Below are 19,980 nucleotides of genomic sequence, written 5' to 3' on the forward strand. Positions count from 1 at the left end.
GGGCTGCCTAGCTTGTCGGCTTCGGGGCACAACGGACTCACGCAGCGCATACGATCCGGTTGGTGATACGCTCCCGCCTTGCGAATCAGTATCGAGCGACCACGATGTACGTTCTCAAGCCAGGCGTTAAGGCGGACCCGCATCGGCGGTGGTCACTGCCGGACCGTATCTTCTTCGGGTACGGCGCCTGCCATATCCTTGCTGGAGTTTTCCTGGATCAGCCTCCGCTTCCTGGCTTTTATGCGGAGCGCGTGATCCCGGCCGGAAGTTTCTTAGGATCCCATGTCTACCTAACCAACGGCGTCATTGCGTTCGATTATCACGGCTATTCTATCCGTGACCGGCTCCTGGAGCATCACAAGCGTGTATGGTCTAGTCAATATGACGGTTGGCTCTGCGCAATCCGAAGGGTGGACTTCAACCTCCTCTCTACAGCAGACTTGAACAAGCGACAGATGCGGGGACCAGATCAGTATCTGCATGATCCCATCCCTCGCGCTCGTAGATTTATCGAGCAAAGAGACCACGCCAATGCATCAGCCAAGGCGCTTGCGAGCGCATAGCTCGTAGGATGGGCAGAGCGAAGCGAAACCCATCGAATTTCATTCCCGCTGTACGCTGGTCAGCGCGATGGGTTTCGCAAGAGCTCAACCCATCCTACGAACTGTATCAGACCGATGATGCATTCGCATCGCGGGCCTCGCACCTCAGGACGACGTGATGGCGAGCTTCGACGTCCTCGTTTACAATGCGGTTGAATCACTGTTCGGAGACGCCAAGATGCAAACCATCGGCCTGATTGGGGGTATGAGCTGGGAGAGCACCGCGCTCTACTACAAGCTCATCAACGAGCGCGTCCGCGACCGTATGGGCAAGCTGCATTCGGCCCCGCTGTTGCTGTACTCCTACGATTTCCAGGAGATCAAGGAGATGCAATACGCCGGCCGCTGGGCCGAGGCGGCGACGAGCCTTGCGGAGGTGGCCGCGCGGCTCGAAAGCGCAGGTGCGCGAGCGATCGTGCTGTGCACCAACACGATGCACAAGCTCGCGCCCGATATCGTCTCGAAGCTGACGGTTCCCTTCATTCACATCGGCGACGCAACGGCGCAGCGCATCCGAGCCAAGGGATATCGGCGGGTCGGGTTGCTGGGCACCAAGTTCACGATGGAAGAGGATTTCTATATCGATAGGCTGCGCGCGCATGATCTCGATGTCCTCATTCCCTCAGCCGAAGAGCGGGCCGACGTGAACCGCATCATCTACGACGAGCTGTGCCTTGGGATAGTCGCCGCGCCCTCGCGCCGCCGCTATCAGGACGTGATGGCCGCGCTCGTTAAGCGCGGGGCGGAGTGCATCATCCTCGGCTGCACCGAGATCACGATGCTGGTGGGTGCTGCCGATACATCGGTCGAGACGTTCGACACCACAGCGATCCACGCGGAGGCAGCGGCCGATTTCGCGATTGGGTGAGGGCAATGTCGGCGGAGGTTAAGCGCGCGCCTCTGAAGCCGAGAGTTCGGCCATGTCTGCTTCCGGGCCAGAAGCGGTTATCGACCCGGGTGCGCCACCCGTAAATTTCCCAAGTGCTGGCCCCTAGCCGCAGTCGTTAGTGGTGCAGGTCGCGGGGCCGCACCATGAAGACACCGAAGCCAAAGCAATGGACCGAGCAGGAGATTCGACGGTTGGGCGCGCTGGCCCGGCGGGGCGTTGGAGCATTGAAGATCGCCGCCGAATTGGGCCGCCATGCCGGATCAGTCAGGCGAATGGCGCGAGCGAAAGGAATATTGTTGAAGAAGTAGCGGCCGTGTCGGGGCGCTGCCTGCTCAACGAGGCGCACGGACGGTGTCCTACAGTCCGAAGCCTCTGCTGATGTCCCGCATGAGCCGGAGCGCGGCCTCTGTATTGCGACCGTAGAAGAGCGCGCGATCAAGCTGGGAAAGGAACCCCATTCCGAATAGCGCTATGGCGAAGCCTCTAATCATGGTTGTGGACCGGGTTGAACGATGCTGTGAAAGTTCAAAACGGCCCCAGCCGCAGGATGGGGTAACAGCCGGGGCCGGCATTCCCATTCCAATGTGCCGCGATCGGCGGTGGGCGGCACTCATCAAGTTAGGCACACAGAAGCTAACAAACTATTTGGTTTCGCAGTCACTCCGCGGGTGCCGCGGCCGGCTGTGTAATACTGCGCCTTCCGTGAAGCGGTGGGCAAACCGAGCGATGGTCGAAATGATCGAGGGCTGCATCATTGGCCAAATGTTCCCAATACTCAGCTTCGGCGAGCAGTTTCCAACTTCGATCAGGATGACGCGCGGCTGTCTGACGGCACAACACTGCCATCGCGCGCAGGCGACCCGCAGTATCCATGTACTCCTCCCTTTATTCTTGTTGATTGCAGCCTATTTTCTTTTTTTGCGTCGGAGTCATTACGATTATGAGGCTGAACTAATTTTCATCCCCGAAGAGCGATTCGATTCTGTTGCATCTTCAAATCGCGTTTCGAGCACAACTGGCGCAATCAGCGAGGCTGCCGTCCGGCGCGCTTCCCCGTACATCTACGGGCGTTGGGATTGTTTTTATGACGATCAAATTTTCAGACGAGGGTTCATGGGCGTTCAAGCCATGATGGCGACGATCCTCCAGAACCAATGGAACGGCGCGGCGTGCATTCGCTGCCTTCATCAGATCATGAAGCGATCATTGAGCCGCCAGACGTTCGCCATCGGAGCCAATTCCAGCTTGGCGGATGATTTTTCCAGCAGCCAGACTTGAGCCGTTCGCCGTGGGTCATTCCGATAGTTCTGGAAGTCCGCTTCGGATGCGAAGCTGACGATGTGCATTTCCATCGTGCCATCGGCATTTCGAAGCCGCCGCTCCAGGCGCCCGTTGAACTCGGGCAAGAGCGGCAGCACCGCATCCTCATAGGCTCTGAAGTCCGCGACGCCCTCTGCCGGTATTCGGGCGATGAGCGCAAACGTGATGGGGATGGGTTGATGGGACATCGTCGCCTGCCGGCTGCACCACTGCCATGATGCCAATCCTGCCGGTGTTTTGCCCGACGCGTCAACCGATTTTCGTAAAAATCGAAAAACCACAGCGCCGACAGGGCGTCGGCTACTGTGCATGGGGTTGTTTTCGAGATCTGGGGTGTCCGGCCCCCAGGACATCCCGGGGCGAACGTTGAACAGCCTCAGCTGTCGACCTTCAGCGCGGCAATGAAGGCTTCCTGCGGGATGTCGACCTTGCCGAACTGCCGCATCTTCTTCTTGCCTTCCTTCTGCTTCTCCAGAAGTTTTCGTTTGCGCGTGATGTCGCCGCCATAGCACTTGGCGGTGACGTCCTTGCGCAGCGCGCGCACCGTCTCGCGCGCGATCACCTTGCCGCCGATTGCCGCCTGGATCGGGATCTGGAACATGTGCGGCGGGATCAGGTCCTTCATCTTCTCGACCATGGCGCGGCCGCGCCCCTCCGCGCGGGTGCGATGCACCAGCATCGAGAGCGCGTCGACCGGTTCGTTGTTGACGAGGATCTGCATCTTGACGAGATCGGCCGGCTTGTAGTCGGTGAGATGATAGTCGAACGAGGCGTAGCCCTTGGAGACCGACTTCAGGCGGTCGTAGAAGTCGAACACGACTTCGTTGAGCGGCAGGTCGTATTTCACCATCGCGCGGGAGCCGACGTAAGTCAGCTCCTTCTGCGCGCCGCGGCGGTCCTGGCACAGCTTCAGCACGCTGCCGAGATACTCGTCGGGCGTGAGGATGGTCGCCTCGATCCAGGGCTCCTGGATCTCCGCGATCTTGACCACGTCGGGCATGTCGATCGGATTGTGGATCTCGATTTCGCTGCCGTCGTTGAGCTTCATCTTGTAGATGACGCTCGGCGCGGTCGCGATCAGATTGAGGTCGAATTCGCGCGACAGCCGCTCCTGGATGATCTCGAGGTGCAACAGCCCGAGGAAGCCGCAGCGGAAGCCGAAGCCGAGTGCGGCCGAGGTTTCCATCTCGAAGGAGAAGCTGGCGTCGTTCAGCCGCAGCTTGCCCATCGCGGCGCGCAGCGTCTCGAAGTCGTCGGCGTCGACCGGGAACAGGCCGCAGAACACCACGGGGATCGCCGGCTTGAAGCCCGGCAGCATCTCGGTGACCGGCTTCCTGTCGTCGGTGATCGTGTCGCCGACGCGGGTGTCGGCGACTTCCTTGATCGCGGCGGTGATGAAGCCGATCTCGCCGGGGCCGAGCTCGTCGACCTGCGTCATCTTCGGCGTGAAGAAGCCGACGCGCTCGATGTCGTAGGCCGCACCGGTGCCCATCATGCGGACGCGGCTGCCCTTCTTCATGAAGCCGTCGACGACGCGGATCAGAACAACGACGCCGAGATAGACGTCGTACCAACTGTCGACCAGCAGCGCCTTCAGGGTCGCGTCGCGATCGCCGTTCGGCGGCGGCAGGCGGGTGACGATGGCCTCCAGCACGTCGGGAATGCCGAGGCCGGTCTTGGCCGAGATCATCACGGCGTCGGAGGCGTCGATGCCGATGACGTCCTCGATCTGCTGCTTGACCTTCTCGGGCTCGGCAGCCGGAAGGTCGACCTTGTTCAGGACCGGGACGATCTCGTGATTGTTGTCGAGCGCCTGGTAGACGTTGGCGAGCGTCTGCGCTTCGACGCCCTGGCTGGCGTCGACCACGAGCAGGGAACCCTCGCACGCCGCCAGCGACCGCGAGACCTCGTAGGCGAAGTCGACATGGCCGGGCGTGTCCATCAGGTTGAAGATGTAATCCTTGCCGTCCTTGGCGTGGTAGGCGAGCCGCACCGTCTGCGCCTTGATGGTGATGCCGCGCTCGCGCTCGATGTCCATGGAATCGAGCACCTGCTCCTTGCCGGCCATTTCGCGGTCGGTCAGGCCCCCGGTCATCTGGATCAGGCGGTCGGCCAGCGTCGATTTGCCATGGTCGATATGGGCGACGATGGAGAAATTGCGGATGTTGGAAATGGGGACGGTCGTCATGGGCGCGGGATACCACTCACATCCCCGTGCGGCAACCATATTGCTGTATTTTCAGGGCCTTTCTTCACGCCAAGCTGATTCCAAGCGGAGCCAAAACGCGCTACGCAAAGCCGATGTCAGCGACCTCGATCCCCTCCGCCCGGGCGCGCGCGAAGACCCGCCTCAGCTTTGACCGTTTCCGGGCCTGGCTGGTTGCCTACGCGACCCACCCCTCAGCCCGGCTTTGGCTGGTGATCCAGCTCGCGATCCTGCATGCCGTGATCTGGACCTTCATCCTGATCAATCTCAAGGCGGCGCAGGACGTTCACATGGACGTCGCAGAAGCCTGGGGCTGGGGCCAGAAATTCCTGTGGGGCTACGGCAAGCATCCGCCGTTGTCGGGCTGGATCGCCGGACTCTGGTTCAAGGTGTTCCCGGCGGCGGACTGGGCGACTTATGCGCTGGCGATGGCGACGGTCAGCGTCGGCATGGTGATCTGCTGGCTGGTGGCGCTGCGTGTGGTCGATCCGCGACGCGCGTTCCTGATCGTGGTGATGGTCGCGCTCTATCCGATCTTCAATTTCAAGGGTTTCAAGTACAACCCCGATCTGCTTCAGCTCGTCACCCTGCCGCTCGTCGTGCTCGCTTATCTCAACGCGTTCGAGAAGCGGAGCTGGCAGTCCGGACTCTGGCTCGGGCTTGCCGGCGCGCTGGCGCTGATGACCAAATATTGGGTGCTGACCATGATCGGCGCCATTGGGCTCGCCGCACTGATCCATCCGGAGCGCATGAGATTCCTGCTGTCGCCGGCGCCCTGGGTCGCGATCGCAACGATGGCGGTGGCGATGATCCCGCACATCGTCTGGCTTGCAGATGCGCATTTCGTGCCGCTGACCTATGCCGGCGACACCTACAGCATCGAGGATGCGGGCCAGGTACGGCAGCTCGTGCTCGGCTATGTCCTGCACAACGCCGCGCTGCTGGCTCTTCCCGTGGCGCTCGCCGCATTCGCGATGGCGCTGGTGCCGCCGTGGTTCTCGCTGCTCATGCGCGCTCCCTTGCGCATCGTCACGCGGGCCTGGGCGCGTGGCGCCAATGTGGGCGTTAATGCTTCCCAGACGCTGAACATCTGGATCATCCAGATCATCGTCGCGGCCGGTCCGCCGCTCGGCGCGCTCGTGTTCTCCATCTATATGAAAACCGATTGGGGCATCTCGCTGTTCTTCCTGGTGCCGCTCGCGCTGGTCGCGATTCCGGCGCTGCGGGTCCAGAGCGCCGTGCTGTTCAACATCGTGGCGATCTGGCTCGTGCTCAGCGTCGCGGCGCTCGTCGCTTCACCGTGGATCGCCGCACGCGAGATGGCGGTGAATTCGGACAACACGGCGACCTATGGCGCACGCTCGGAGCTCGCGCGCGAGCTGACGCAAGCCTGGCATTCGCGCTTCGTCTCGCGCTGGGCGATCGTCGCCGGCACGATGGAATCGATCCAGCCGATGGTGTTCTACAGCCCCGATCATCCGGCTGCGTTCACGCCGAACGAGGCGTGGGGGTCCGGGCTGACGACACTCGATGACGTCAAGAAATACGGTTTTGTCGGCGTGTTCGATCCGACCGATGGCCGCCTGCCGGCATTCGAGAAGTGGGTGTCCGAGATCGCGCCGAACGCCGAGCGCATGGTGATGACGACGCGCCGCTTCACCCGCGGCAAGGCCGGCCCGTCGATGACGTGGAACGTCTACATCGCCCCGCCGGAGAAGTGACCTTCAGGTCCCCTCTTCGTTGAACTTGCTCTCGACGAGTTCCGCAATCGCCGCGAGCGCGGCTTCCGCATCGGCGCCGGCGGCGGCGACCCGGATCGTCGTGCCCGGTCCTGCCGCGAGCATCATCAGGCCCATGATCGAGGTGCCGCCGACGGTCTCGCCGCCGCGCGTGACCCACACCTGCGCGTTGAAGCGCTCGACCGCCTGGACGAATTTCGCCGAGGCGCGGGCGTGCAGGCCGCGCTTGTTGATAATCAGGAGCTCTTTGGAGATCGCGCCTGCGGGCACGCCCGTCCCGGCTTGTGGCGCGTCGTCGCTCATTTGCCGGCGAGCACTCGGCTAGCGATGGTGACGTATTTGCGGCCGGCTTCCTGGGCCATCGCGATCGCGTCGGGCAGCGGACGCTCCTCCCGCACCTTGGCAAGCTTCACCAGCATGGGCAGGTTGATGCCCGCGAGCACTTCGACCTTCGGCCGGCTCATGCAGGAAATCGCGAGGTTCGACGGGGTGCCGCCGAACATGTCGGTGAGGATCGCAACGCCGTCGCCGGAATCGACGCGGTTAACCGCCTCGATGATGTCGCTTCGGCACAGATCGGAATCATCTTCGGCACCGATCGTAATCGCTTCGATTTGCTTTTGTGGGCCCATGACATGTTCAAGCGCTGCCTTGAATTCGTCGGCAAGGCGCCCGTGGGTCACAAGTACTAGACCAATCATCGGAAAACTCCCGCGGGCGCTTTTGGTGCACCGCACGAACGCGCCACTTTGACCATCCAGAGCCCCTGCGCAAGAGGGGATGTTGCGTATCTCCCTGAATCTAGACGGATGGATGAGGGGAGCTGCGCCGGTCTATTCGGTCGCGAGTGTGGGGTTCATATGGTTACCATTTCCCTTCAAACAATCGTCTCAAGGGTTAGCCGCACGTTAACTCTTGGTAGTAGTCAAGGCCGCGACAACCAAGGGGAGGGGCGAATAGCCGCGCCTGACCGGGATTCGCGGTATTTCGACACCCAAAATGGTGGTTTTCAGCGATTCCGGCGGCGGCAGGCGTTCGGCATCGTCAGCGTCCAGATCGACCACGAGGCCGACCGTCGCATGCTCCACGAAGTCGCAGCCGCGGATTCCCAGTCCCCGGATCTCGATCAGCCCGGCCAGAATCGGAGCGGGACGGACCACAATTTCCTGGCCGACTGTCGCCAGATGGACACGGTCATCGCCGACCAGGACGGCGCTTTCGACCACGCCCGAGCGTCCAGCCATGATCAAATCGAAGGCAAGGCGCGATTTGCCGGCCCCCGAGGGGCCGCGGATCAGCACCGCCAGGGGGCCGACCTTGACCGCGGAGGCGTGAACGCTCGGCCCGCCGTCGCTCATAGCGCCGGCAGCCTCACCACGAAGCGCGCGCCGGCAATTGTCGGCGCCCCGTCTTCATCAGCGGGGCCGGCGCGATTCTCCGCCCAGATGCGCCCGCCATGGGCGTCGATGATCTGCTTGGAGATCGACAGTCCGAGGCCGGAATTCTGGCCAAATCCCTGATGCGGTCGGTCGGTGTAGAAGCGCTCGAAGATGCGCTCCAGCGCGTCATCGCGGATGCCGGGGCCGTCGTCGTCGACCACGATCTCGATCTCGCCGCGGACACGGCGGCAGGTCAAGCGCACCTTGCTGCCGGCTTCCGAGAAGGACTGCGCGTTGGAGAGCAGGTTGGAGACCACCTGCCCGAGCCGCGAATCATGGCCAGTGACCGCGAAAATGTCGGTCGGGCTGCGGCCCTCGAAGCGTGCCTCGACCGCGACGTCGTGGCCGAGCTTGGTTTCATTGGCGACCGCAACCAGCGTGCCCAGGAGCCGCCTGAGATCGACCGGGATCGCATCCTGCCGCTGCAATTCGGCATCGAGCCGGCTCGCATCGGAGATGTCGGAGATCAGGCGGTCGAGCCGCTTGACGTCGTGCTCGATCACCTCGAGCAGGCGGGCGCGGCTGTTCTCGTTGCGCGCCAGCGGCATCGTCTCGACCGCGGAGCGCAGCGAGGTCAGCGGGTTCTTCAGCTCGTGGGCGACGTCGGCGGCGAACATCTCGATCGCCTCGATCCGCTTGTAGAGCGCGTTGGTCATGTCGCGCAGCGCGCCGGAGAGGTGACCGATCTCGTCGCGGCGGCGGGTGAAGTCGGGAATCTCGACGCGAGTCTTGATGCGGCGGCGGACCCGCTCGGCGCTGTCGGCGAGCCGGCGCACAGGACCTGCGATCGTGCTCGCGAGCAGCAGCGACAGCATGATCATGACCGCGGCGGCAACGCCGCCGACTTTCAGGATCGCCAGGCGCTCGGCCGTGACCATCTGATCGATTTCGTCGCCCTGGGTCGACAGCATCAGCGCGCCATGGATGGCGCGTGAGCGCTGCACGGGGACCGCAACCGAGACAATCACCTCGCCGCGCGAATTGACCCGCACCATCGAGCGCTTCTGACCCTGGAGCGCATCGGCCACCTCGACATAGCCCTTGCCGTTTTCGCGCCCGAGCTCGCGATAGAGCGGCAGGTCGCCGCGATTCAGCCAGGTGCGCACCGCGACCATGCCGCGCTCGACCAGGCCCGGCTTTTCCGACAACGGCGGCAGTGGAATGCCCCGCACGCTATCGAGATCGCGGCTGTCGAGCAGCGCGGATCCATTGGGATCGAAAATCCGCGCGCGGGTCTTGGTCGGCGAGATCAGCGTGCTCAACACCGGCGCCACGCGCTCGGGATTGATCGGAAAATCCAGCGAATCGTCCACTCCGCCGTAGCTCTCACCCAGTTTCAGGTCGAGCAGCCGCTCGGGATCGACGGTGATCGCGTTGGTTTGCACCGTCGCCGAGGCGCCGATGGCGCCGGCGATGATTTCGGCCTGCACCAGCAGGCTTTGCGCGCGCGCGTCGATAAGGCCGGCGCGGAACTGCGACAGATACAGGATGCTCGCGACCAGGGCGACAAGCCCCGCGAGGTTGAGCGAGACGATGCGGCGGGTCAGGCTCGAGAAGGACAGCGCAAAGAAGAACTGGCCGGCTCGCTTGAGCCAGTTCAGCGGCCCCCAGCCTCGCGCGACCAGCTTGTCCTCATGCTCCGAGGCGCCGTGGGCGGTAACGTCCTCGGCGTTCGAACTCCGATCAGGCTGCGTTCGGTCAAGCAATGCTTACGCCCGCGTTAGGACAGCTTGTGCGACGGTTCCCGCATCCTAGAGCATGATCCGGAAAAGTGTGCAGCGGTTTTCCGAAAGATCATGCTCAAACGATAACCTGAAGCGCGATCACATCGCGCTTTAGAGCCATCCCGGTTCCGATGGAATCAGAACCGGGCTTGAACTCTGCACTTTGTGAAGGCGCGTGCGCCTCAGGCTTCCTTGAAGCGGTAGCCGACGCCGTAGAGCGTCTCGATCATCTCGAAATCGTTGTCGACCACCTTGAACTTCTTGCGCAGCCGCTTGATGTGGCTGTCGATGGTGCGGTCGTCGACATAGACCTGGTCGTCATAGGCGGCGTCCATCAGCGCGTTGCGGCTCTTGACCACGCCGGGCCGTGTCGCCAGCGCCTGGAGGATCAGGAACTCGGTGACGGTCAGCGTCACCGGCTCGTTTTTCCAGGTGCAGGTATGCCGTTCCGGATCCATGCGCAGCAGGCCGCGGTCGAGTGCCTTGGCGTCGTTCTCCTTCGGCGCGACGGTCGGATCCTTCGGCGCCGAGCGGCGCAGCACCGCCTTGACGCGTTCGACTAAGAGACGCTGCGAGAACGGTTTGCGGATGAAATCGTCCGCGCCCATCTTGAGGCCGAACAGCTCGTCGATCTCCTCGTCCTTGGAGGTCAGGAAGATCACCGGCAGGTCGGACTTCTGCCTGAGGCGGCGCAGCGTCTCCATGCCGTCCATGCGCGGCATCTTGATGTCGAGGATGGCAAGATCGGGCTGGGTGGTGCGGAAACCGTCCAGCGCGGAGGCGCCGTCGGTGTAAGTCATGATGCGGTAGCCTTCGGCTTCCAGCGCGATCGAGACGGATGTGAGAATGTTGCGGTCGTCGTCGACCAAAGCGATTGTGGGCATGAGCCTCTCTGCTTTCTGCTTTCCGTTTGGGTCGTGGCTTAAACGGCGAGCAATCCAGTGATGCGCCGCATACATGGGTCCCGAACTTGGAATTCGAACTTTGTCACCGAGCAATGCAAGCTGGGCTGAAGTGTGACCAAGTTCCGCGAAACACGGCAGATTCGCCGCATGTCGACCCATACCCCGGCCCTCGTTTACCCGAAAAAAGGCCCTCCTTGCAACCACCTGAGCCGAGAAAGCCGATGCAACCGACCCCCGATTTCGACCCCGGAATGCTCGCCAAATCGCTGCTGAGGCGGTCGCGGCAGGGCGCACTTGCAACGTTGATGGCGGGCAGCGGCGATCCCTATTGTTCCCTGGTCAATCTGGCGAGCCATCCCGACGGTTCCCCGATCCTGCTGATCTCGGGATTGGCCGTGCACACCAGGAATATCATGGCGGATAGCCGGGTCTCGCTGATGCTGGACCAGCGCGCGGCGGGCGATCCGCTGGAAGGCGCCCGGATCATGCTGTCTGGCCGGGCCGAACAGGCCGACGCCGAGAAGGATCTTCTCCAGCGGCGGTATCTCAATGCCCATCCGTCGGCGGAAGTCTTTGTGTCGTTTAAGGATTTTTCGTTCGTCCGGATCCAGCCCACGGCAGCCCATCTGGTCGCCGGCTTTGGCCGGATCGTCGACCTCAAGCCCGGGCAATTCCTTACGGACCTCTCCGGCGCCGAGGAATTGTTGGCGAGCGAGGAAGGCGCGGTCGAGCACATGAATGCCGACCACCGCGACACCATGGGCCTCTACGCCACAAAGCTCCTCGGTGCGGTCGAGGGCGACTGGCGCTGCACCGGCTGCGACCCTGAGGGCCTCGACATGCAGGATGGCCAGACTGCGCTGCGGCTGGACTTTCCGGAGCGGGTCACTGATGGCACAGCGCTGCGCAAGATGCTGGTCCGTTTGGCCGGCGAAGCGCGGGCAAAGACGAAGTAGCCACAAATTGAACGCCGCTGCCCATCGCCGCGACCCAAGACCGTGATGGTCTTTAGTCTCGCAGCGAGAGGGTTCATGACGCGTCGTCGTTTGGTATGGGTTGCGGGTTTGGCGCTCGCGATCACCGCATCGCTGGCAGCGCCTGGCCTCGCCCAGAAGGGCAATCTCGCCGCGGAGAGTGCCAGGATCAACGAACTCACCAAGGCCGGCAGATATTCGGAAGCGCTTCCTTTGGCGCAGGCGATGGTCGCGAGCCTGGAGAAGAGCGACAACGGTCGCGAACTTGCGGCCGCCTTGAACAATCTCGGTCAGGTCTATGCCGGTCAGGGCCGGGACGACCTCGCCGAGCCGCTCTACAAGCGTTCGATCGCATTGATGGAGCAGTCGCTCGGTCTGGACAACGCATTGGTCGCGGCTGAATTGACCAATCTCGCCGCGCTGTATCAGCGGCAGAGCCGCTTTGCAGAGGCCGAGCCGCTGTTCAAGCGCGCGCTGGCGGTCCGGGAGACGAGCCTGTCACGTGAGCATCCCGATGTCGGCCAGGCTCTCAACAATCTGGCCACGCTCTATGTCAGGCAGCAGCGCCAGGCCGAAGCCGAACCGCTGCTTCGGCGCGCGCTCGCGATCTATCAGAAGGCTGCCGGGCCCGAGCATCCTGCGGTCGCCACGGTCCTGAACAACATTGGCCAGGTCGATCGCGATCTCGGCCGCAACGCCGATGCCGAAGCGCCGATCAAGCGTTCGCTCGCGATCCGCGAAAAAGCGCTGGGACCGGATCATCCCGACGTCGCGCGCTCGCTCAACAATCTCGCCGGCCTCTACGAGCACGAGCAGCGCTATGCCGATGCCGAACCGCTGTATCGCCGCGCGCTCGCCATCCGCGAGCGTGCGCTTGGCCCGGATCATCCTGACGTCGCGACCTCCACCAGCAATCTCGCTTATTTCCTCTTTGTGTCCGGGCGGACCGCGGACGCGTTGCCGCTCGCGGAAAAAACGCTTGCGAACAGCCGCGCGCAGCTGCGCGTGGTGCTGCCGATCCTGTTTGCGGCGCGCCAGCAATCGCTGCTGCCGCAAGACAAGGCCCTGGACGAGGCGCTCGCCGCAATCCAGCGCGGCACGCAATCCTCCGCTGCATCGGCCGTGAGCAAGCTCGCGGTGCGGCTCGCCGCCGGCAGCGACCGGCTCGCCGAGCTGGTGCGCAAGGACCAGGATCTCGCAGCCGAATCCGAGGCGCTGGACAAGGCGATCATCGCGGCCGTGTCGAAGCCCTCCGCGCAGCGCGATGTTGCCTCCGAGCAGCGCAGTCGCGCGCGGATCGCAGCCATCACAGGCGAGCGCGCCGGCTTGCAGAAGACGCTCGCCATTGAATTCCCCGACTACGCCTCGCTATCCAACCCGCTGCCGCTGACGGTCAAGGACGTCCAGCCCCTGCTGTCGGCCGATGAGGCGATGGTGCTCTATTCCGCCGTCGACAGCCGCAGCTACGTCATTGCCATCACGCGCGAGGGCGCCGACTGGAAGGAAATTCCGCTTGGCGCAGACGCGCTGGCGCAGAAGGTCACGTCTTTCCGCCGAGGTCTCGATGTCGGCAAGGCGCGCGATGGCTCCGGCAAATCAGGCTTGTTCGACCTCGCGCTCGCCAACGAACTCTATGTGACGCTGCTCGGCCCGGTCGAGGCGCTGACCAGGGACAAGCGCAGCCTGCTCACTGTGCCGTCGGGCGCGCTCACTGCGCTGCCGTTTCATCTGCTCGTCACGGAGCCGCCGCAAGCTGCGATCCCGGAGACGCTCGAAGGCTATCGCAGCGCCGCCTGGCTGCTGCGCCGTCAAGCTGTCTCGGTGCTGCCATCGGTGGCCAGCCTGAAATCGCTGCGCGCTTTTGCGCGCAAGGATCAGGCCGTCAAGCCGATGACCGGCTTTGGCGATCCCGTGTTCAATCCCGCCGAGGGTGGGCTCGGCGATCGTCGCGCTGCAAGCGGCAAGGTTGCCGCGCGCAGCATCGTGACATCAGCCTATACCGATTTCTGGCGCGGCGCCGGTGTCGATCGCGCGCGGCTTGCGCAGGCGCTGCCGCAACTGCCCGATACTGCGGACGAGCTGAGTGCCGTGGCGAAAGATGTCGGTGCGACTGATGCCGACATTCATCTCGGCCGCGATGCCAGCGAAGCGACGCTCAAGCGTGCACCGCTTGCTCAATACAGCATCATTTACTTTGCGACCCACGGCCTCGTCGCCGGCGACATCAAGGGCGTGGGCGAGCCATCGCTTGCGCTCTCGATTCCCGACCAGCCCTCGGAGCTCGACGATGGTCTGCTCACGGCGAGCGAAGTTGCCCAGCTCAAGCTCAATGCCGATTGGGTCGTGCTATCGGCCTGCAACACGATCGCCGGCGACAAGCCGGGCGCCGAGGCCCTGTCGGGACTGGCGCGCGCCTTCTTCTATGCCGGCGCACGCGCGCTCCTGGTTTCGCACTGGGCAGTGGATTCGGAGGCTGCTACCCGCTTGACCATTTCGACCTTCGATCTGCTCAAGAACGAACCAAAAATCGGCAGAGCCGAAGCTCTGCGGCGCGCGATGTTAACGTACGTTGATGACGCCTCGTCGCCCCGCAATGCCTACCCCGCGATGTGGGGGCCGTTCGCGCTGATCGGCGAAGGTGCGGTACGATAGACCGGCGCAGGATTGTGCGTCGCAAAACATCCGACAACGCCGAAACAGGCATTTGGTTGCGCGATCATTTGCGATTCTTTGGCACGGCTGCTCAGGGCTGACATGCGCGACGTTTGGCGCGGTCCTTGAATAAACCAAATCCTGCGGGATCAGCTTGGCAACGTCGGCGTTCATCAGTATTACGTCGTCCAACCGAGGCCGGACGGCCTGTAATTCACGGTGACCGCGATGGCGCCAAGGTTAGGTCGCGCTATGTGTCGCGGGTTCTAGGAGGACTTTTTCGTGCAAGAGACGGGCGTGCGCAACGGTGCTTTTGGCGCCGACAAATTCGGCTTAAAGAATCTCAAGCAGGTTCACTGGAACCTGGGCGCACCACAGCTCTATCAATACTCGCTCTCAGTGGGCGAGGCGGTGCTGTCCGCGGATGGCGCACTCTGCGCCGACACCGGCGAGTTCACGGGCCGCAGCCCGAAGGACAAGTTCACGGTACGTGACGCCACCACCGACAAGAAAATGTGGTGGGCCGGCAACCAGTCGATCACCGCGGAGCAGTTCGAGACGCTGTACCAAGACTTCCTCAAGCACGCCGAAGGCAAGAGCCTGTTTGCGCAGGATCTCTATGGCGGCGCCGATCCGGCCTACCGGATCAAGACCCGCGTCTTCACTGAGCTCGCCTGGCACTCGCTGTTCATCCGCACGCTGCTGATCCGCCCCGAGGCGGTCGAGCTGTCGAGCTTCACGCCCGAGCTCACCATCATCGACATGCCGAGCTTCCGCGCCGATCCGAAGCGCCATGGCTGCAAGTCGGAGAACGTCGTCGCGATCGACTTTGCCCGCAAGATCGTGCTGATCGGCGGCTCCTACTATGCCGGCGAGATGAAGAAGTCGGTCTTCACCACGCTCAACTATTATCTGCCCGAGCGCGGCGTGATGCCGATGCACTGCTCGGCGAACGTCGGCGCCAACGGCGACACCGCGATCTTCTTCGGCCTGTCCGGCACCGGCAAGACCACGCTGTCGGCCGATCCGAACCGTACGCTGATCGGCGACGACGAGCACGGCTGGGGTCCGAATGGCGTCTTCAATTTCGAGGGCGGCTGCTACGCCAAGTGCATCAAGCTCTCGCAGGAAGCCGAGCCCGAGATCTACGCGGCGTCGACCCGCTTCGGTGCGGTGCTAGAGAACTGCGTGCTCGACGTGGACACCCGCGTCGTCGATTTCGACGACGGCTCCAAGACCGAGAACACCCGCTCGGCCTATCCGCTCGACTTCATCCCGAACGCCTCGCGCACCGGCTGTGCGCCGCAGCCGAAGAACGTGGTGATGCTCGCCGCTGATGCCTTCGGCGTGCTGCCGCCGATCGCCAAGCTCTCGCCGGCGCAGGCGATGTACCACTTCCTCTCCGGCTACACCGCCAAGGTCGCCGGTACCGAGCGCGGTTTGGGTAACGAACCTCAGCCGGAATTTTCGACCTGCTTCGGCTCGCCCTTCCTGCCGCTCGACCCCAGCGTGTATGGCAACATGCTGCGTGACCTGATTGCCCAGCACAATGTCGACTGCTGGCTGGTCAACACCGGCTGGACCGGCGGCAAGTACGGCACGGGCTCGCGCATGCCGATCAAGGTGACGCGCGCGCTGCTCACGGCCGCGCTCGACGGCTCGCTTCGCAATGTCGAATTCCGTACCGACAAATATTTCGGCTTCGCGGTCCCGACCGCGCTGCCGGGCGTGCCGAGCGAGATCCTCAACCCGGTCAACACCTGGAAGGACAAGGACGAATTCGACAAGACTGCGCGTGCGCTGGTCGGCATGTTCCAGAAGAACTTTGCCAAGTTCGAGGCCCAGGTCGACGCCGAAGTGCGCGCGGCCGCTCCGGACGTAAAGCTCGCGGCGGAGTAATCTCGCATCGATTGAAACGCAAAAGGGTGGCCGTGAGGCCGCCTTTTTTCGCGAGATATTTCCACCGTCATTGCGAGCGCAGCGAAGCAATCCAGGATCCCTCCGCGGAGACAGTCTGGATTGCTTCGCTGCGCTCGCAATGACGAGTTTGTGGAAGCGCCTACGCCTTGAAATACGCAATTTGCGTCGTGGTCGCGAGCAGCCTGCCGTTCGGCGACCACAGCTCGGCGTTCTGGTCGGCGTAGCTCTTGTGCATGATCTTCGAGTCGGCGGTCGCAAGCACACGTGTGATGCCCTCGGCCGCGAGCTCTTCGCTGTCAGTGTGGAAATAGGTCGTCAGCGACACCGTGCCGAACGGCACGAGCTCGCGCCTTGCGTGGAAGATGCGGCCGAAGAAGGCATCCGACATCGACATCAGCGACAGCATGTCGAGCCTGCGCGGCTCGCGATCGCTGATCCAGATTTTCGAATAGGTGCTGGCGAGCTCCACCTGCGGCGGTCCGATCCGCATCTCGCCCTCGACGAAGCGGAATTCGTACTGGTTGGCCCAGGACGCCGAGATTGTTGGAAACGGCAATGTCTGCTCGAATGGCTTTGCGTCCGGGTACTGTGCCACCTTGTGCTCCCAGGACGGCCGGCGCTCGGCGAACACTGCCGTGGCAAGCGTTGCGACCTCGCCGCCGCCCTGCGACAGTTCGACGCTCCAGTGCTGGCTGGAGCGGTTGGCCTTCACCAGCCGGATGTCGAGATCGAACGGGCCCTTGGCGATCGGCGCGCAGTAATTGACGGTCAGCGCCAGCGGATCGCCGGCGGCTTGCGGATGCTCGATCAGCGCACGCAGGATCGTCGCGGCGGTGGCGCCGCCGAACGGTCCGACGAAGGCCCAGTAGTCGTCACTGGTGTGCCCCTGCCAGCTCGAGTCCCCGGCAGTGATGCGGGTGGCGTCGTCGAAGGGATGCGGGAGCTTGGCGTGCATTGTCATGTCCGGGGTTCAATGACGGACGTCATATCACGTCCGTGGCCGGCTTGTGCAATTACCTCTGGGGTAGCCGATTTCACGGTGCAGACAAATCAGCTCGCCGCGTCACGCAATTCCTCTGCCGTCTGAAACGGCGGCGTGACCGGATTGACCGGCACGTTCCAGATTTCCTCGGCATATTCGCGGATGGTGCGGTCGGAGGAGAACCACGCCATGCGCGCGACGTTGAGGATAGAAGCACGGGTCCAGGCCGGCGCCACCAGCCAGCGCGCGTCGACGCTGCGCTGCGCCTCGTAATAGGAATCGAAATCGGCGCTGACCATGTAGTGGTCGAGATAGCGCAGCGCATGCGCGATGGATTCGAAACGGCCGGGATCGCCGGGCGAGAACTCGCCGGTGCCGATCGCGTTGATGGCGCGCTGGAGCTTTGGCGAATTCCGGATCACGTCGGAGGCGTCCAGCCCCTGCTTGCGCTTGATCATCACGTCGCCGGCCTCCATGCCGAAGATCGCGATGTTCTCCACGCCGACCTGGTCGCGGATCTCGATATTGGCGCCGTCCAGCGTGCCGATGGTGATGGCGCCGTTGAGTGCCAGCTTCATGTTGCCGGTGCCGGAGGCCTCCATGCCGGCGGTCGAGATCTGCTCGGACAGGTCGGCCGCGGGAATGATCACTTCGGCAAGGCTGACATTGTAGTCGGGCAGGAAGACGACCTTCAGCTTGCCGCCGATCGCGGGATCGTTGTTGACGATTTCGGCGACGTCGTTGATCAGCTTGATGATCAGCTTGGCGTAGCGGTAGCTCGCCGCTGCCTTGCCGGCAAAGATCTTCACTCGCGGCACCCAATTGCCGTTGGGATCGTCCTTGATCGACTGATATAGCGCGACCGTCTCGATGACGTTGAGCAGCTGGCGCTTGTATTCGTGGATGCGCTTGATCTGCACGTCGAACAGCGCGTTCGGGTCGACCTTGATGCCGAGCCGCTCGCCGATCAAGCGCGCCAGTGCCGTCTTGTTGTGAAGCTTGACGGCGCGGAATTTCCGCTGGAATTCGACATCGCTGGCGCGCGCCTCGATCAGCGAGAGCTGGGTCGGATCGTCGAGCACGGCCTCGCCGCAGGTCTCGCGCAGGAGATCGGTCAGCTTGGGGTTGGCCAGCATCAGCCAGCGACGGAAGGTGATGCCGTTGGTCTTGTTGGTGATGCGGCCGGGATAGAGATGGTTGAGATCGTGGAACACGGTCTCGCGCATCAGGTCCGAATGCATCGCCGAGACACCGTTGATGCGGTGCGAGCCGACGAAGGCGAGCTGGCCCATGCGCACGCGGCGGCCACTCTTCTCGTCGATCAGCGAGACCGAGGCGCGGAAGTCGATGTCGCCGGGGGCGCGTGCTTCGGCGAGCGCCAGATGCTGCACGTTGATGCGATAGATGATCTCGAGATGGCGCGGCAGCAGCTTCTCGAACAGCTCGACCGGCCAGGTCTCCAGCGCTTCCGGCAGCAGCGTGTGGTTGGTATACGACAGCGTTGCGACAGTGATCTTCCAGGCCTCGTCCCAGCGGAAATTGTGGAGGTCGACGAGGATGCGCATCAGCTCGGTGACGGCGAGGCTCGGATGGGTGTCGTTGAGCTGCACCGCGACCTTGGACGACAGGCTGCGCAGCTGGCCGTCGGATGCGAGATGCCGCTTGATGAGGTCCTGCAGCGACGCCGAGACGAAGAAATATTCCTGCCTCAGGCGCAGCTCGCGCCCCGCCGGGCTCTCGTCGTTCGGATAGAGGAATTTGCAGATCGCTTCCGCGCGCGACTGCTCGGCGCTGGCGCTGACATAGTCGCCTTTGTTGAAGGCGTCGAGCTTGAGCGGATCGGGCGAGCGTGCCGACCACAGCCGCAGTGCATTGACGTGCTGACCGCGCCAGCCGACGATCGGGGTGTCATAGGCGATCGCCTGCACGGTCTCGCCCGAATGCCAGATCGCGCGGTCGCGGCCCTTGTCGTCGACATGCTCGACGCCGCCGCCGAAATTGATGTCGTAGATCACTTCCGGCCGCTGCAGTTCCCAAGGGTTGCCGAAGCCGAGCCATTCGTCCGGATATTCCTGCTGCCAGCCCTGATTGATGATCTGGCGGAACAGGCCGTAATCGTAGCGGATGCCGTAGCCGATCGCGGGGATCGACAGCGTCGCCATGCTCTCCATGAAGCAGGCGGCGAGGCGCCCGAGGCCGCCATTGCCGAGCGCCGCATCCGGCTCGCATTTGCGCAGCTCAGGCAACGACACGCCGAGATCGCCGAGCGCGACCTCGAAGATCTTGAGCAGCCCCATATTGTTGAGCGCATCGGTGAAGAGGCGGCCGATCAGGAATTCGAGCGAGAGATAATAGACGCGCTTGCGGCCCGCGTCGTAGCTGCGCTTCTCGGCCGAGAGCCAGCGATGCACGATGCGGTCGCGCAGTGCGAGCGCTGCGGCCTGGTACCAGTCATGCCTGGTCGCCATGCCCGCATCCTTGCCGATGGCAAGGCGGAGCTTCGCCAGGATCGCGCCCTTGATCTCCGATAACGCGAGTTCGTCGATGGGCTGACCGGGGGCGGCGAAATTTGGCTGGAACGATTGATCTTGCAAGGCCGTCACTTCCTGGTCGCGAGAACACCACTGA

Annotated in this window: 16 protein-coding genes and 1 pseudogene; 7 read left to right on the plus strand and 10 right to left on the minus strand. The window is 63.3% G+C overall.

All coding sequences use genetic code 11. From position 1 onward, the window contains the following. Positions 1-104: 104 nt before the first annotated feature. Both ABIC09_RS01320 and ABIC09_RS01325 read left to right on the plus strand, forming a co-directional pair. Entirely contained in the window at positions 105-563 is a 459-nt protein-coding gene (locus ABIC09_RS01320; RefSeq protein ID WP_354108169.1) for a hypothetical protein, read from the plus strand. Positions 564-780: 217 nt separating this feature from the next. After that, entirely contained in the window at positions 781-1,470 is a 690-nt protein-coding gene (locus tag ABIC09_RS01325; protein WP_354108259.1) for an aspartate/glutamate racemase family protein, read from the plus strand. Positions 1,471-1,606: 136 nt separating this feature from the next. Here the strand turns inward: ABIC09_RS01325 and ABIC09_RS01330 are convergent, their stop codons facing one another. Next, entirely contained in the window at positions 1,607-1,837 is a 231-nt protein-coding gene (locus ABIC09_RS01330; protein ID WP_187434912.1) for a hypothetical protein, read from the minus strand. Between the two features lie 380 nt (positions 1,838-2,217). Between ABIC09_RS01330 and ABIC09_RS01335 the strand changes: the two genes are divergently transcribed. Then, positions 2,218-2,769 (plus strand): hypothetical protein, encoded by a 552-nt coding sequence (locus ABIC09_RS01335; RefSeq protein ID WP_354108170.1) that lies wholly within the window; start codon positions 2,218-2,220, stop codon positions 2,767-2,769. Here the strand turns inward: ABIC09_RS01335 and ABIC09_RS01340 are convergent. Next, complete coding sequence (locus ABIC09_RS01340) at positions 2,679-2,999, minus strand: hypothetical protein (RefSeq protein ID WP_354108171.1); 321 nt, start codon at positions 2,997-2,999, stop codon at positions 2,679-2,681. The genes ABIC09_RS01335 and ABIC09_RS01340 overlap by 91 nt on opposite strands. A gap of 188 nt (positions 3,000-3,187) precedes the next feature. After that, positions 3,188-4,999: a translation elongation factor 4 gene (lepA, locus tag ABIC09_RS01345; RefSeq protein WP_354108172.1), complete on the minus strand. Its 1,812-nt coding sequence runs from the start codon at positions 4,997-4,999 to the stop codon at positions 3,188-3,190. Positions 5,000-5,112: 113 nt separating this feature from the next. On the opposite strand from lepA, the gene ABIC09_RS01350 reads away from it, so the two are divergent. Next, positions 5,113-6,738 (plus strand): glycosyltransferase family 39 protein, encoded by a 1,626-nt coding sequence (locus ABIC09_RS01350; RefSeq protein ID WP_354108173.1) that lies wholly within the window; start codon positions 5,113-5,115, stop codon positions 6,736-6,738. A gap of 3 nt (positions 6,739-6,741) precedes the next feature. Here the strand turns inward: ABIC09_RS01350 and ABIC09_RS01355 are convergent, their stop codons facing one another. The 5 genes and pseudogenes from ABIC09_RS01355 to ABIC09_RS01375 all read right to left on the minus strand — a co-directional run bounded on the left by ABIC09_RS01355 (position 6,742) and on the right by ABIC09_RS01375 (position 10,803). Further along, positions 6,742-7,059: an HPr family phosphocarrier protein gene (locus ABIC09_RS01355; protein ID WP_354036321.1), complete on the minus strand. Its 318-nt coding sequence runs from the start codon at positions 7,057-7,059 to the stop codon at positions 6,742-6,744. Continuing rightward, positions 7,056-7,457, minus strand: coding sequence for a PTS sugar transporter subunit IIA (locus tag ABIC09_RS01360; RefSeq protein ID WP_007597752.1), 402 nt, complete (start codon positions 7,455-7,457; stop codon positions 7,056-7,058). The genes ABIC09_RS01355 and ABIC09_RS01360 overlap by 4 nt, the downstream gene beginning before the upstream one ends. Positions 7,458-7,646: 189 nt before the next feature. Continuing rightward, positions 7,647-8,114 (minus strand): annotated as a pseudogene (locus ABIC09_RS01365) (HPr kinase/phosphorylase). Beyond that, positions 8,111-9,901 (minus strand): sensor histidine kinase, encoded by a 1,791-nt coding sequence (locus ABIC09_RS01370; RefSeq protein ID WP_148751616.1) that lies wholly within the window; start codon positions 9,899-9,901, stop codon positions 8,111-8,113. Before ABIC09_RS01370 ends, ABIC09_RS01365 begins: the two are co-directional and overlap by 4 nt. 200 nt (positions 9,902-10,101) lie before the next feature. Next, a complete protein-coding gene (locus tag ABIC09_RS01375) occupies positions 10,102-10,803 on the minus strand; it encodes a response regulator transcription factor (RefSeq protein ID WP_027535781.1) in 702 nt (233 codons plus the stop codon). 242 nt (positions 10,804-11,045) lie between these two features. On the opposite strand from ABIC09_RS01375, the gene ABIC09_RS01380 reads away from it, so the two are divergent. The 3 genes from ABIC09_RS01380 (at position 11,046) to ABIC09_RS01390 (ending at position 16,349) form a co-directional block, all read left to right on the plus strand. Continuing rightward, complete coding sequence (locus tag ABIC09_RS01380) at positions 11,046-11,780, plus strand: HugZ family pyridoxamine 5'-phosphate oxidase (protein WP_354108174.1); 735 nt, start codon at positions 11,046-11,048, stop codon at positions 11,778-11,780. A gap of 75 nt (positions 11,781-11,855) precedes the next feature. Further along, positions 11,856-14,450 (plus strand): CHAT domain-containing tetratricopeptide repeat protein, encoded by a 2,595-nt coding sequence (locus ABIC09_RS01385; protein ID WP_354108175.1) that lies wholly within the window; start codon positions 11,856-11,858, stop codon positions 14,448-14,450. 282 nt (positions 14,451-14,732) lie between these two features. Continuing rightward, positions 14,733-16,349 (plus strand): phosphoenolpyruvate carboxykinase, encoded by a 1,617-nt coding sequence (locus ABIC09_RS01390; RefSeq protein WP_354108176.1) that lies wholly within the window; start codon positions 14,733-14,735, stop codon positions 16,347-16,349. Positions 16,350-16,509: 160 nt separating this feature from the next. On the opposite strand, the gene ABIC09_RS01395 is transcribed toward ABIC09_RS01390, so the two are convergent. Next, a complete protein-coding gene (locus tag ABIC09_RS01395; protein WP_148751619.1) occupies positions 16,510-17,325 on the minus strand; it encodes an acyl-CoA thioesterase in 816 nt (271 codons plus the stop codon). 95 nt (positions 17,326-17,420) lie between these two features. Then, entirely contained in the window at positions 17,421-19,946 is a 2,526-nt protein-coding gene (locus tag ABIC09_RS01400; protein ID WP_187434887.1) for a glycogen/starch/alpha-glucan phosphorylase, read from the minus strand. Positions 19,947-19,980: the final 34 nt, after the last annotated feature.

It is taken from the genome of Bradyrhizobium sp. S3.12.5 (genome assembly GCF_040548225.1).
Taxonomy (GTDB): Bacteria; Pseudomonadota; Alphaproteobacteria; order Rhizobiales; family Xanthobacteraceae; genus Bradyrhizobium; species Bradyrhizobium cytisi.